13 protein-coding genes are annotated in these 13,087 nt (G+C 35.6%); 11 read left to right on the top strand and 2 right to left on the bottom strand.

Annotated features, from left to right (window positions below; genetic code table 11):
• Positions 1 to 628: 628 nt before the first annotated feature.
• Positions 629 to 1,795 (bottom strand): MFS transporter, encoded by a 1,167-nt coding sequence (locus C245_RS0118380; RefSeq protein WP_017498081.1) that lies wholly within the window; start codon positions 1,793 to 1,795, stop codon positions 629 to 631.
• 102 nt (positions 1,796 to 1,897) lie between these two features.
• On the opposite strand from C245_RS0118380, the gene C245_RS23255 reads away from it, so the two are divergent.
• The 6 genes from C245_RS23255 to C245_RS23250 all read left to right on the top strand — a co-directional run bounded on the left by C245_RS23255 (position 1,898) and on the right by C245_RS23250 (position 7,544).
• The gene (locus tag C245_RS23255; RefSeq protein ID WP_017498080.1) at positions 1,898 to 2,704 is read left to right on the top strand and encodes an AraC family transcriptional regulator; all 807 of its coding nucleotides are present in this window, start codon (positions 1,898 to 1,900) and stop codon (positions 2,702 to 2,704) included.
• Between the two features lie 93 nt (positions 2,705 to 2,797).
• Positions 2,798 to 3,184, top strand: coding sequence for a hypothetical protein (locus C245_RS0118370; RefSeq protein WP_157495910.1), 387 nt, complete (start codon positions 2,798 to 2,800; stop codon positions 3,182 to 3,184).
• Positions 3,185 to 3,350: 166 nt separating this feature from the next.
• Positions 3,351 to 3,881, top strand: a complete 531-nt coding sequence (locus C245_RS0118365; RefSeq protein WP_017498078.1) for a DUF3347 domain-containing protein — start codon at positions 3,351 to 3,353, stop codon at positions 3,879 to 3,881.
• A gap of 2 nt (positions 3,882 to 3,883) precedes the next feature.
• Positions 3,884 to 4,435, top strand: a complete 552-nt coding sequence (locus tag C245_RS0118360) for an AraC family transcriptional regulator (RefSeq protein ID WP_026110148.1) — start codon at positions 3,884 to 3,886, stop codon at positions 4,433 to 4,435.
• A gap of 478 nt (positions 4,436 to 4,913) precedes the next feature.
• Positions 4,914 to 7,151 (top strand): multicopper oxidase family protein, encoded by a 2,238-nt coding sequence (locus tag C245_RS0118355; RefSeq protein ID WP_017498076.1) that lies wholly within the window; start codon positions 4,914 to 4,916, stop codon positions 7,149 to 7,151.
• A 198-nt stretch (positions 7,152 to 7,349) separates the two neighbouring features.
• A complete protein-coding gene (locus C245_RS23250; protein ID WP_017498075.1) occupies positions 7,350 to 7,544 on the top strand; it encodes a hypothetical protein in 195 nt (64 codons plus the stop codon).
• Between the two features lie 329 nt (positions 7,545 to 7,873).
• On the opposite strand, the gene C245_RS0118345 is transcribed toward C245_RS23250, so the two are convergent.
• Positions 7,874 to 8,326, bottom strand: a complete 453-nt coding sequence (locus C245_RS0118345) for a DUF4442 domain-containing protein (protein ID WP_017498074.1) — start codon at positions 8,324 to 8,326, stop codon at positions 7,874 to 7,876.
• Between the two features lie 231 nt (positions 8,327 to 8,557).
• On the opposite strand from C245_RS0118345, the gene C245_RS0118340 reads away from it, so the two are divergent.
• From C245_RS0118340 to C245_RS0118320, 5 genes are all read left to right on the top strand, one after another.
• Positions 8,558 to 9,037: a DUF4870 domain-containing protein gene (locus C245_RS0118340; RefSeq protein WP_017498073.1), complete on the top strand. Its 480-nt coding sequence runs from the start codon at positions 8,558 to 8,560 to the stop codon at positions 9,035 to 9,037.
• A gap of 197 nt (positions 9,038 to 9,234) precedes the next feature.
• Positions 9,235 to 9,567, top strand: coding sequence for a PadR family transcriptional regulator (locus C245_RS0118335; RefSeq protein WP_017498072.1), 333 nt, complete (start codon positions 9,235 to 9,237; stop codon positions 9,565 to 9,567).
• A gap of 3 nt (positions 9,568 to 9,570) precedes the next feature.
• Positions 9,571 to 11,304: a PspC domain-containing protein gene (locus tag C245_RS0118330; protein ID WP_017498071.1), complete on the top strand. Its 1,734-nt coding sequence runs from the start codon at positions 9,571 to 9,573 to the stop codon at positions 11,302 to 11,304.
• Positions 11,305 to 11,307: 3 nt separating this feature from the next.
• On the top strand, positions 11,308 to 12,042 hold the full coding sequence (locus C245_RS0118325; protein ID WP_017498070.1) for a head GIN domain-containing protein: 735 nt from the start codon (positions 11,308 to 11,310) through the stop codon (positions 12,040 to 12,042).
• An 86-nt stretch (positions 12,043 to 12,128) separates the two neighbouring features.
• Positions 12,129 to 12,998, top strand: coding sequence for a GIN domain-containing protein (locus C245_RS0118320; protein ID WP_017498069.1), 870 nt, complete (start codon positions 12,129 to 12,131; stop codon positions 12,996 to 12,998).
• The last annotated feature ends 89 nt before the right edge of the window (positions 12,999 to 13,087 follow it).

Below are 13,087 nucleotides of genomic sequence, written 5' to 3'. Positions count from 1 at the left end.
TTCTAAGACAACAGTTTCTTTTTTGAGTTGTTTTTTGACCTTCTAAATAAGGTCATTTTTTTAGCCTTAAAAAAAGTTGTAATCGATTACACAAACTTAAATATTTTTTTGAGATAAAAAATTAAAAGTCATAAAAATTTCCCAAAATAAATGACATACCAAAAATAAAACCGCCTTTTTATATCACAAATGCAATTTAAGTCCGATATAAATAGTAAATACATTTTTATTTTTTTTAGCAGATTGCGGTGGTTTTACAAAAAAACAATCGATTACAAGGGAACTCATTGCGATATTGTCAACTTCTTTTTTGAGCTGTTTTTAATGGCTGTTTTTTCAAAAAAAATAACAAAAAACAGTATTCCTGTCACAAAAATTATCGCATACGAAGTCAAGCTACCACTGTAAAGACACCATATTCTTACTAAAAAGAAAAACAACATACTACAACCCTGCTTGGGAGGAATCAAAAAAACAAAAAAAGAGTCTTTGAACCCGATAAGTTCAAGACTCTTTTTTAATATAATTTGCAAACCTTAACGTTAGCTAACTTTTTACCGCTTACGCTTCTCTCGCATCGTCTAAATCTAACCAACAACAATAGCTCTCAAAGATTACAACAAAATCTTTACGCTTTTTGCAACTGCAAATTCCCTTTATGTTTCTGCATTAAAGCAAAAGTAATTACCATTCCGCTTAACGCCATAACCAAACCGATTAAATTTGGCGAAGCATAACTGTACCCTGCAGACAATGGCAAACCTCCCAAAAAGGCTCCCAACGCATTTCCGATATTAAAACTTCCCTGCAGCGCTGCCGAAGCAATCATCTCAGCATCTTTAGCCGTTTTAATCATTAACATCTGAATTGGAGCAATCACCGAAAAAGAAACAGTACCCGTTAAAAAAGTCAGGAATAAAGATACATATTGATTGAAGGAGAAAAAGTACACCATAATTAAATCAATCGCCATAACAAAAAGCAGCGCCAGTACAGTAGGTGCCGGAGAATATTTATCAGCCAGTTTACCTCCGGCAAAATTGCCTACCAGCATTCCTAAACCAGCCAAAATCAAAATATAAGACACATCCTCGGGCGCAAACTTAGAAACATTTGTCATTAGAGGTGCGATATAACTAATCCATGCAAAAAGACCTCCGAATCCAATGGCTGTAATTCCAATAATTAGCCAGGCTTCTGTTTTCTTAAAGAATAATAACTGGGTTTTCATATTGACCGTTCTGCTCTTTTCCAGATTTGGCATCCATAACGAAATAAATAAAAACGTTAGCAAACCTACAGCGGCAATTAAAACAAAAGTATAACGCCAGATAAAGTTATGCCCTATATAAGTACCAATAGGCACACCTATTAAATTCGCCAGTGTTAAACCCGAAAACATAATAGCGATCGCCTGAGCTTCTTTACCCTTATCGGCCAAACGGCTCGCTACCACAGCACCAACTCCAAAAAAAGCTCCGTGCGGTAATCCCGAAAGAAATCTTGAAGCGAATAGAAAATTGTAATCAGGGGCAATAATCGAAAGAGCATTAAATACCGTCAGCATCAAAGCCAAAATTAAAAGCATTTTTTTGGGTGCAAAATTTCTTCCCAGAATTACCAGTAAAGGCGCACCAATGACAACACCAAGTGCGTAAGCAGAGATTAAATATCCGGCAACCGGAATCGAAACTTTCATATCTGAAGCAATATCAGGCAGCAAACCCATCATGACAAATTCGGTAATTCCGATAGTCAAACCTCCTAATGAGAGTGCAATAAGACTTTTTTTCATTTGTTTGTAATAGAAAGGAATAGAATTTCTATGCTGCAAATTTAACACTGTTAAGCAGAAAATAAATTGTATATTTACGACATAAACTTGTAAATTTAAGTTATGCCTAAATTCAATCAGTTTGAAAAGCTTGTCATTCATGAGTTCGAAGATGACGTATTTCCCCATGTTCCGCACACTCATACCTATTATGAGATTATTTACATCAAAAAAGGCAACGGAATTCACCATCTTAACCACAACTTATTGCCTTATAAATCTGGTGATCTCTTTGTGATTTCTCCGGAAGACGAGCATTATTTCGATATTAAAAAAAGAACGCGTTTTGTTTACATCAAGTTTACTGACAACTATTTTGATTCGAACAGGAATCTTTTTTGTGATGATTTACTGCTGAACACTCCGGAGGATTTTATGCGGAACAAGTTGCTGAAGGAAACCATTTTAAAATTAGACGATCCTTGCAAAACCATTTTAAAAAATACGATCGAAAACATTACTGCTTATAATTGTAAGACGGATGTTTCGAGCTCGCCAATAATTTTTTATCAGATCCTTTCCATTTTTGGATTGATTAAAGAAACCATCCGCTGCATGAATCTGCAACTGAAATCAACTCCTATTGACAACGAACAAATCGCAACCTATATTCATCAAAACATTTACAACCCCAAATTGGTTCAGATTAAAGTTATTGCAGATCACTTTAATATTGCCCAAACTTATTTCAGCGCTTACTTTAAAAGAACTTTTGCCATAAGCTATCGTGAGTACATTCACAATCTGAGAACTACTTTAATCGAAAAGCGAATTCACAACAATCAGCTGCCCATTAAACAAATTGCTCATGAATTTGGTTTTACCGATGAAAGCCACCTTTCCAATTACTTTAAAAAAAGGAAAACATGAAACCTACCGATTATAAAAAACTGTGAGTATTGAATTTCAAAAAACTCAAGAGTAAAAAAAAATACCTAAATTTGTAATTCTAAAACATTTTCGTTGACAGGAAAAATTTACATAGTGTTTCTAATCATGACCTTTGGTTTCTTACTGATGCCAAGTGAAGGTTATGCCTGCGGAAAAACGAACGCGAAAAGTTCCTGCGAAAAGAAAGCGGTTTCAAAACATGAGACGGCTGATACTTCTCAAAAAAACTGTTGCAAAAAAGACAACGGCTCAAAAAATGATAAGCACGGCTGCAATCGAAAATGTGATCATTCGGGCTGTACCCCATCCGGGCTTCAATTCAGCTTAATGACAAAGAATGAATTTGAATTTGAAAAAAATCTATTCAATTTCTCTCCGGAAAAAACAATACCTTACTACAAAAACATCAGTATTTCTGCTGGTTTTACTTCTATTTGGTCACCCCCAAAAATAAAATAATTTGTATCTCTGACAGCCAAAGTTACGCTTTGTAACGAAGCTTTTATTTCTCATAAAAAAAGTAACACACTGTGCATCAGATTATTTATGAGACTATAATTAGTAATAATCAATCTTAAATTATTTAACTTAGAGGGAATTTAACGCTCTAATAAAATCAGATACAATGAAAAAATCAATTTTAACCATAGTAATAGTAATCTTAGTCGCTTTTTCTGCTAATATTATTTTGGCCACTTCCATAAAAAGAGAAACTACAACAATAGAAGTTGCCGATTCAAGTCAGTTACAAACCGTTTATGATGCTTATTTTACGGTAAAAGATGCCTTAATTAAAAGCGATGCCAAACTCACTTCGGCAAAAGCCAAAGATTTACTGGATGCCATCACAGCTATAAAAATGAACCAATTGAAGGGTGAAGAACACAACGCCTGGATGAAAGTCATGAAAAAAATAACGGCTGACGCTAAAAGTATTTCGGCTACCACAGATCTTAAAAAACAGCGCGAAACTTTCAAATCGCTCTCCAAAAACACTTACGAACTTATTAAAGTGTCAAAATCAGATCAGGCCGTATACAAACAACACTGCCCGATGGTCGATGCCGACTGGCTGAGCAAAGAAAAGACGATTAAAAATCCTTATTACGGTTCGTCAATGTTAACTTGCGGAAGTGTGGTAGAAACGATCAAGTAAATATGACACTCTGCATCAAAAACATGGTGTGCAGACGATGTATAATGGTTGTGGAGTCTGAGTTTAAAAAACTTGGACTCCATCCAATTTCTGTTGCATTAGGTGAAGTCAAACTACAGGACTCTATTTCTGAAAGTCAAAGGGAAGTGCTGCTCAAAAGTTTACAGACACTGGGCTTTGATTTTATTGATGACAAAAAAAGCAAGACGGTGGAGAGGATAAAAAAAGACATCGCTGACCTGATTCATTCTAAAAACAACGACCACAAAGTCAACTTGTCTGATCACTTAATTAAAAACCTCAGCCAGGATTACAGCACGCTAAGCAATTTATTCTCAGAGATTGAAAACACAACTATTGAAAAATACTTTATCAGCCAAAAAATAGAAAAAGTAAAGGAGCTGCTCCTTTATAATGAACTGTCGTTAGGTCAGATTGCAGATGCTCTAAACTATAGTAATGTAGCACATTTGAGCAATCAATTCAAGAAAATCACAGGCTTTACTCCTACCGGTTTTAAACAATTGAAGGATAAAAACCGCATTGAGATTTAGAATTTGTAATCCATTTTCATTTATTCTAACCCGTAACTAAAAGAATTTGAAAGAATTTGTTTCTCGCAGATTCTGCAGATTGAGCAGATTTACATTTTAAAAATTTACTCCTAAATAATCTGTAAGATCTGTTCAAAATCTTTTAAAATCTGCGTGACAAAAAAATTACGGCCCCTATAAATGATTACACCCTTTACATAAGCCCTTGCGAGCTTTGTGACTGGATATTTTTTAAAATCTTACAAATCATTCTCAAAATTGTACAATCCCCAAGTAAGCTTTACTTCGGAAATTTGCATTGTAATACTTAAAACATTGAAAAAATGACATTTACAGCCCGAGGGAAAAATTACGACAATAGGAACCTGAACCGAAATGGAGATCGAAAGTACCCAAATAACGCAGGTAAAAATCAAGTTAGGTTTTAGTAATGGTAAACTCTCTACGATTACGAAATCCCAACCTTAAAAAAATCAATATGAAACTACAGACTATTATACTCCTCTTTTTAATCACTTTTAGTACAAAAGCGCAAAAAGTGGTTCGTTACGATCTGCATGTTCGGGACACTATTGTGAATTTTTCCGGAAAAGAAAAAAGAGCTCTTACGGTCAACGGACAAATTCCGATGCCCACTCTGACTTTTACGGAAGGAGATATAGCAGAAATTTACGTACACAACGACTTAAAAAAAGAAAACACCGCACTACACTGGCACGGACTGTTTCTACCGAATAAGGAAGACGGTGTTCCTTATTTAACCCAAATGCCCATAAAACCGGGAACAACGCACAAATACAGTTTTCCTATTATTCAAAATGGAACGTATTGGTATCACAGCCACTCCGGGTTACAGGAACAAATTGGTTTGTATGGTCTTTTTATCATTAATAAAAAGAAAGACGATCCGACCATTAGAAAAGGAATCGATGATTTACCGACAATTCCGGTTATTCTAAGCGAATGGACGGATCTGAAACCGGAAAATGTACAGCGAATGCTGCACAATGCTGACGATTGGTTCGCCATAAAAAAAGGAACGACACAAAGTTATGCCGAAGCCATTAAACAAGGTCACTTTGCAACAAAAGTAACCAACGAATGGAAACGTATGAATGCCATGGACGTCAGTGATATTTATTACGAAAAATTTCTGATCAACGGTAAAAACGAACAACAGCTTTCACAATTTAAAGCAGGCGATAAAGTAAGACTGAGAATTGCAAACGGAGGGGCTTCGAGTTATTTCTGGCTGACCTACGGCGGTGGAAAAATAACTGTTGTGGCGAGTGATGGAAATGATGTTGAGCCCGTAGAAGTTGACCGTTTGATTATCTCGGTTTCGGAAACTTATGATGTGGTGGTTACTATTCCTGAAGATAAAAAATCCTTCGCATTCCTGGCTACAGCCGAAGACAGAACCGGAGCTGCTTCATTATTTTTAGGAGCAGGAACGAAACAGTCTGTCAACCATCTTCCGAAATTAAAATATTTCGAAGGAATGAAAATGATGAATGATATGATGAAGATGAATGGTGACATGAACGATATGGGTATGCAAATGTCGCTGAACAAAATGGATATGAATGCCGTTATGTATCCTGAGATTACCGGAGGTGGCGAGCCTATGAAAATGGAAGATCACTCCAATCACAACATGGAAGGCATGAACATGGCTACAGACACAACTGAAGTTGCCGGAATTACTACTTTGAATTACGGAATGCTAAAATCGCCAACGGTAACAACGTTGCCTAAAGATGCACCGGTAAAAGAACTGCGTTTTGAGTTGTCCGGAAATATGAACCGTTATGTTTGGAGTTTAGACAATAAAGTTATTTCTGAAACTGATAAAATCCTGATCAAAAAAGGCGAAAACGTCCGAATCGTATTGTACAACGGATCAATGATGCGTCATCCCATGCATTTACACGGACATGATTTTAGAATTTTGAACGAACATGGCGATTACTCTCCGTTAAAAAATGTGATTGACATTATGCCGATGGAAACCGATACCATCGAATTTCAGGCCAATGCCGAAGGAGACTGGTTTTTTCATTGTCATATCCTGTACCACATGATGGCCGGAATGGGACGTATTTTTACTTACGAGAATCAGGCACCCAATCCACTAATTCACGATAAAAAAATGGCCGATAAGATGCTGAAGATGGACGATCGTATGTTTCATTTTAGAGCAGAAAATGACTTTGCCTCTAACGGAAATGACGGAGAAGCGCTTTTAAGCAGTACGCGTTGGAGCATTGGTACCGAATGGAGATTAGGCTATAACAACAAAAACGGTTTCGAAACAGAGACACATATTGGCCGTTACATAGGCAAAATGCAATGGTTTATGCCTTTCATCGGTTTTGACTGGCGTTACAGAAAAATGGGAATTGACGAACAAGAACAAAATATGTTCGGACAAAAGAATACCAAAGACCATCGTTCGGTTCTAAGCGCCGGTATTGAGTATACCTTGCCTATGCTGGTAAAAGCACAAGTTGAGGTTTTTACTGATGGAAATGTCCGAATTCAGTTTGAACGGAAAGACATTCCTCTTGCCAGACGTCTGCGCATGAATTTGATGTGGAATACAGACAAAGAGTATATGGCCGGTTTGAAATACATCGTTGGACGAAACTTCGGAATCACAACGCATTATGACAGTGATATGGGAGTTGGTTTTGGAGTAAATCTGAATTATTAAACAAATTGGCGTATGTACTTTTATCCAAATTTATAGCATTAAAGCGCTATAATAACCTTCTCTCTATGCCCCGTTTTAAAATGAATTATTACAAAAACATTAACTAAACCGTAAGAGTTAACTTTAGAAAGTCTTTCTATATTTGAATTTCTATCTTCAATTAAAAAACAAAATCGTAAAACCTTAAATTAAACAAAAATGAAAAACTTATTTGCCGTTTTAGCTGTTGCTTTATTTACAATTGGTGTTCAGGCTCAAGACACTAAACCAGCTCCAAAAAAAGAAAAAGCTAAAAAAGAATCCTGCTGTAAAAAATTGGATAATGCGAAAACAGACACTGCAAAGACAGATACTGCAAAAACAGATAAGAAATCTTGTTGCTCTAAAAAATAAACGAAACTTAATTTCAACAAAAAAGAGGCTGTCATTAGCCTCTTTTTTTGTTCCTTGTCATTTCGACTAAGTTTTTTTTCAAAACAAATAAAAATATGCCCCAACCAAAGGGAACGCGTAAAGCAATTGTCACAAACTACATTCGACATTCATCATTTGACTTTTAAATTGCATACTAATTCATGACCAAATGCCTGTCTCTATTCCCTTGACCAAGCTCTAAATTTCATCAAAGGCCATCATTGCTCCTCCCAGATATCTGAACATTTGCAAAAAATAATTTGCGAAATCACTTCGTGCGTTCCCTTTGGCGGAATTTGGCGAAAAAACTATTTAACACGAACGCTCCACTCAAAGTCCATTTCTGAAACCTGAGTACCACTTTCGTCTGTTCCAATTGATTTCATCCAGAAGGTTTGTCCTTCACCGGTTTTGATGGTCTCTTTTATTGCATCGGCGATTAAGTGTCCGTCATTACAAACAAATGTTATCCTTCCTGTCGCCTTTTTGGTAAAGTTCCCTTTATTATTAGCGACTAACATCGAAATCTTTTTCCCGCTTTGTTGAATCTGAGAAATTACCAATGCTCCGGTAGTTAACTCTGCTGCCATTGCCTGAACGGCAAAATACATCGAATTGAACGGATTTTGATTGATCCATCGGTGCTTAACACTTACGACACATCTGTCTTTGTCGATTGCCTTTACACGCACACCACAAATGTAGGCCGACGGCAGTTTGAATAATACAAATTTATTGAGTTTGGAAACGGATAATGCCATGGTATTTATTTTTTTATGTAAAAATACAAAAAAACTATGCGCGCACAATAAATTTAAAATACTTTCAAGGACTACCAATAAACTCAGGCACTCCGAATGATTTTCAGCGTTTTATAGGCATTCAAACAATTTTAAACTTGTTAATATTTTGTTAATATTTGGTACTATGCAAAACAAGATACTGTCTTTTAGATATATATTTGCATAAGAAATTACTATATACTTTTAATCATGGAAACAACAACACCACTCATCATGGAAACTTCATCAGAAAAGAACACTGCAACGTTCACACACTTAAGCACTTTAAGTCAGTACATCATTCCATTTGGGAACTACATTTTCCCGATATTAATCTGGACGAGTTACAAAGACAAATCAGAATTTGTAAACCACCACGGAAAACAGACTTTAAATTTTCAACTGAGTCTTTTGCTTTACACTCTGGTTTTGGCCTTAATTGCAATCCCGATCTTCATCACTGTTTTTTTACAAAATATTCCTATGGAAGCTGTATTTAACGACGAAAATTTCATCATCAGAAATTTTGACTTTAATGGAAACATTGCATTATTAAGTATTGGAGCAACGGCAGTTTTACTTTTTGGAGTATTAAAATTTGTTGAATTCTTTTTAGTGATTTACGCTTCGATAAAAGCGTCAAACGGAGAATTATACAAGTACCCGATAACAATCCCTTTTATTAAGTAGGCCTCGACTTCGCTCAGCCTAACATAAAAATTAAAAGTTATAGTCGGAACCTTATTGACTATCATCACAAAAGTTTCGAAATCAATCATCAATCATCAATCACCCGAGCCGGAAGGGTAAACCGGCATCTCAATCATCAATCAATCATCATCAATCAAAAAACGAATTGTTCAATCAAAAAAAAACAAAATGAAATTATGAACATTGAAAACACAAAAGCACAGATGCGCAAAGGTGTTCTTGAGTTTTGCATCTTATCTGTATTAAAAGAAAAAGATGCCTACACATCAGAAATATTAGACACTTTAAAAAACGCAAAATTACTAGTTGTTGAGGGAACAGTTTATCCACTTTTAACTAGGCTGAAAAACGACGGTTTGCTTAATTATCGATGGGAAGAATCTACTTCAGGACCACCAAGGAAATATTATGGATTAACCGAAATAGGACAAACATTTTTAAACGAACTTAGCGGTACCTGGACAGAATTGTCTGACGCCGTAAAACTAATCACCAATCAAAATCAATAAGTCATGAACAAAACAGTAAATATTAACTTAGGCGGTATGGTTTTTCACATCGATGAAGATGCATATCTAAAACTGACACGCTATTTTGACGCCATAAAACGATCTCTTACCAACTCGTCCGGACAGGATGAAATCATCAAAGATATCGAAATGCGTATCTCAGAATTATTAATTGAGAAACAAAAAAGCGATAAACATGTTGTAGGACTGAAAGATGTTGATGAGGTGATTGCCGTTATGGGACAGCCTGAAGACTATATTCTGGAAGATGAAGAAAAAACAAATCAGTCTTTTAATGATTACGGAACAAGAAAACACAAAAAATTATACCGTGACAAAGAAAAAGGAATGATTGGTGGTGTAGCAACCGGTTTAGGGCATTACTTTGGAATTGACGCTGTTTGGATCAAAATTATTTTCTTAATATTTGTTTTCGCAGGTTTTGGAACCGGAATCTTAGCTTACTTCGTTCTTTGGATCGTAACTCCTGAAGCAATTACAACTTCGGAGAAACTGGAAATGACTGGTGAACCGGTAACGATCTCGAACATTGAGAAAAAAGTTCGTGAAGAAATTGAAAACTTATCTGATAAATTTAAAAATGCAGATTATGACGCAATGGGAAACCAGGTAAAGTCGGGAGCTGAGAGAATAAGTAGTTCATTTGGAGACTTTATCATGACGGTTTTTAAAATATTCGCTAAATTTTTAGGAGTCATTTTAATCATATCCGGAATCAGTACTTTGATTATGTTGCTAATTGGAGTTTTCACTTTAGGAACTAATGTTTTTGTTGATTTTCCATGGCAAAACTTTGTAGATGCCGGAAACTTTACAGATTATCCGCTTTGGTCATTTGGTTTATTAATGTTCTTTGCTGTTGGAATTCCATTTTTCTTTTTGACACTTTTAGGTTTCAAATTGTTATCTCCAAACCTGAAGTCCATTGGAAACATTACCAAATATACATTATTAGCCATTTGGATTATTGCAGTTGCTATCGCGATCAGCATTGGAATCAAACAAGCGACAGAACTTTCATACGACAACAAAATGGTCGAGAAAAAATCAATCAACATTACTCCAAAAGATACTCTTTTCGTAAAATTCAGATACAATGATTACTATGCGAAAGATCTGGACCACCGTAGCGATTTTGAATTTGTACAAGACTCTGCCAACAATCAGTTAATCTATTCTAACGATGTTCGCTTGCATGTTTTACCTACAGATGAAGCTGCTCCTTACATTCAAATTGAAAAAACAGCCAGAGGAAACTCGTTTATCAATGCCAAACAAAGAGCAGAAAAAATCAACTACAAGTTTGAGCTTAACGGAAATCGCTTAATTTTGGATAATTATTTTCTTACAGATGTAAAAAACAAATTCAGAGGACAGGAAGTAGATGTATATTTATACTTACCTGAAGGGCAATTATTCAAGCCGGATTCATCTGTACAAGATTATGACGATTCTGACAATGATTTTTTCAACTTACACTTTAGCGGTAACTACAATTACAAAGTGCAAGGTTCAAAAATCAAATGCCTTGACTGCCCTGCCGAAGAAAATGAGTATGGAGACGAATATGATGATACGACCGAAAAAAGTTTCATAGAAAACGATACCGTAAATGGAGTTTCCATCGAAGTAAACGGAAAAGAAATTTTAAACGCAAAGAAAACCAAAGGAAAATTAACCACTGATAAAAACGGAGTTGTAATCAAAATTAACTAGGCCATGATAAAAATAATCATTCATATTACAAAATTCATTATTGCAGCAGTTACTGCATTATTGTTTGCCTCTTGTAACCTTAATGTGAATACTATTAAAGGAAGCGGAAATGTTACTACTGAAAAAAGAACCCTATCCGGTAATTTTACAAAAGTGTCGGTTAGCAATGCGATAGATCTTGTTATCATCCAATCTGATTCTACGGAAGTTGTTGTTGAAGCTGACGATAACATTCAACAGGAAATCACAACAAAAGTGGAAAATGGAACGCTATACATCAAATGCAAATACAATAGTTTTCAGGATATTGCCACAAAAAGGGTAACCGTAAAAATGCCTGTTATCGATAAATTAGCAGCCTGGAGCGCCGCATCTATTATGAGTAAAGGCCTAATTCAGGGTCAGGATATTAATATTGAAGCTTCCAGTGCTTCAACTGTAGATGTGAATATCGAATCGGATAACATTACTTGTGATTCAGACAGCGGGAGCTCTATCCGCCTGGAAGGAAAAGCATTAAAAATGCAGGCTTCAGCTTCAAGTGGCGGTAGTGTTAGTGCTCGTAAACTTTTGGCAAATGAAATTCATGCCGAAGCCTCAAGCGGAGGAGACGTAAATGTTCATCCAATTGTAAACCTTAAAGCCTCAGCCAGTAGCGGAGGAACTGTCAATTATGACATCACTCCAAAAACAATTGAAAAAACTTCAAGTTCAGGAGGAACGATTAGCCAGGGATAAACCTTATTTATCTGTTAAATGTAAAAAAATCATTCATCGAAAGTGGATGATTTTTTTATATTTGTCCAAATCAAATCTTAGAATTAATGAAAAAGAATACGGCCCTTCTTCTATTATTATTGGTTACGACCTTAACTTTTGCCCAGCGAAGAGAAAAAATAAAAGGATCAAAAATTGTAACCACTTCGGTAAAAGAAGTTGGTGAATTTGATGGCATTGAAGCAGATGACAATCTGGAAGTTTACCTGGAACGAGGAGAAAAAAATGAAATTAGAATTGAAGCCGATGACAATCTGCATGAAATCATTGGAACGGATTTAAGAGAAAAAGTACTTCGTCTCTATACTGCCAAAGAAAGTACGATCTTCAAAAAACTGGTTGTTCATGTTATCTATACCGGTTCATTAAAAACCGTAATTGCCAAAAATGAGGCTGTAGTCTATGCCATTCAGGAACTTAAATTAGACGATATCACTTTTCATAGTTTCGATTATGCTAAATTACTACTCAACGTAAATTCAAAAAAATTCAGTTTGTTTGCAGATGACAGATCCAAAACCGAACTAAACTTAAAATCAGAAGATGCTTCCTTACAACTCAGCAAAAACGCTTCGATTAAAACATTAGTTTCTGCCATAAAATTCAAATGTGATTTGTACCAAAAAACAACTGCCGCTATTGAAGGTATCGCCGAAAAAGCAACAATCCGTTTAGACAATAACGCTGTTTTTACAGGAATAAAATTTACTTTAAAAGAGGCTAACGTTACCACTGAAGGCTCTTCTGTCGCTACTATTTTAGCAGAAAACAATTTAGCAATCGCAGCCGGCGATAAGTCAGAGATCTCACTGTTTGGAAGTCCAAAAATCGAACTTACCCGTTTTAGCGAAGAAGCAAAACTCATCAAGAAACCAAGTCCTGTAAAGGCGAAGGCAACTACGCCGTTACAGGGCTAAATTCTTAGATTCTTAGATTCTTAGATTCTTAGATTCTTAGATTCTTAGATTCTTAGATTCTTAGATTCTTAGATTCTTTCTATAAAAAA

The organism is Flavobacterium sp. WG21 (assembly GCF_000335775.1).
In the GTDB taxonomy this organism is placed as follows: domain Bacteria; phylum Bacteroidota; class Bacteroidia; order Flavobacteriales; family Flavobacteriaceae; genus Flavobacterium; species Flavobacterium tructae.
This window is presented reverse-complemented; position numbering and strand designations above follow the sequence as displayed.

Excerpts from the sequence above, each read along its gene's own strand:
- C245_RS0118355 (WP_017498076.1), top strand. The coding sequence starts at position 4,914 with ATGAAACTACAGACTATTATACTCCTCTTTTTAATCACTTTTAGTACA.
- C245_RS23255 (WP_017498080.1), top strand. The coding sequence starts at position 1,898 with ATGCCTAAATTCAATCAGTTTGAAAAGCTTGTCATTCATGAGTTCGAA.
- C245_RS0118345 (WP_017498074.1), bottom strand. The coding sequence starts at position 8,326 with ATGGCATTATCCGTTTCCAAACTCAATAAATTTGTATTATTCAAACTG.
- C245_RS0118335 (WP_017498072.1), top strand. The coding sequence starts at position 9,235 with ATGAACATTGAAAACACAAAAGCACAGATGCGCAAAGGTGTTCTTGAG.
- C245_RS0118380 (WP_017498081.1), bottom strand. The coding sequence starts at position 1,795 with ATGAAAAAAAGTCTTATTGCACTCTCATTAGGAGGTTTGACTATCGGA.
- C245_RS23250 (WP_017498075.1), top strand. The coding sequence starts at position 7,350 with ATGAAAAACTTATTTGCCGTTTTAGCTGTTGCTTTATTTACAATTGGT.
- C245_RS0118340 (WP_017498073.1), top strand. The coding sequence starts at position 8,558 with ATGGAAACAACAACACCACTCATCATGGAAACTTCATCAGAAAAGAAC.
- C245_RS0118330 (WP_017498071.1), top strand. The coding sequence starts at position 9,571 with ATGAACAAAACAGTAAATATTAACTTAGGCGGTATGGTTTTTCACATC.
- C245_RS0118365 (WP_017498078.1), top strand. The coding sequence starts at position 3,351 with ATGAAAAAATCAATTTTAACCATAGTAATAGTAATCTTAGTCGCTTTT.
- C245_RS0118320 (WP_017498069.1), top strand. The coding sequence starts at position 12,129 with ATGAAAAAGAATACGGCCCTTCTTCTATTATTATTGGTTACGACCTTA.
- C245_RS0118360 (WP_026110148.1), top strand. The coding sequence starts at position 3,884 with ATGACACTCTGCATCAAAAACATGGTGTGCAGACGATGTATAATGGTT.
- C245_RS0118325 (WP_017498070.1), top strand. The coding sequence starts at position 11,308 with ATGATAAAAATAATCATTCATATTACAAAATTCATTATTGCAGCAGTT.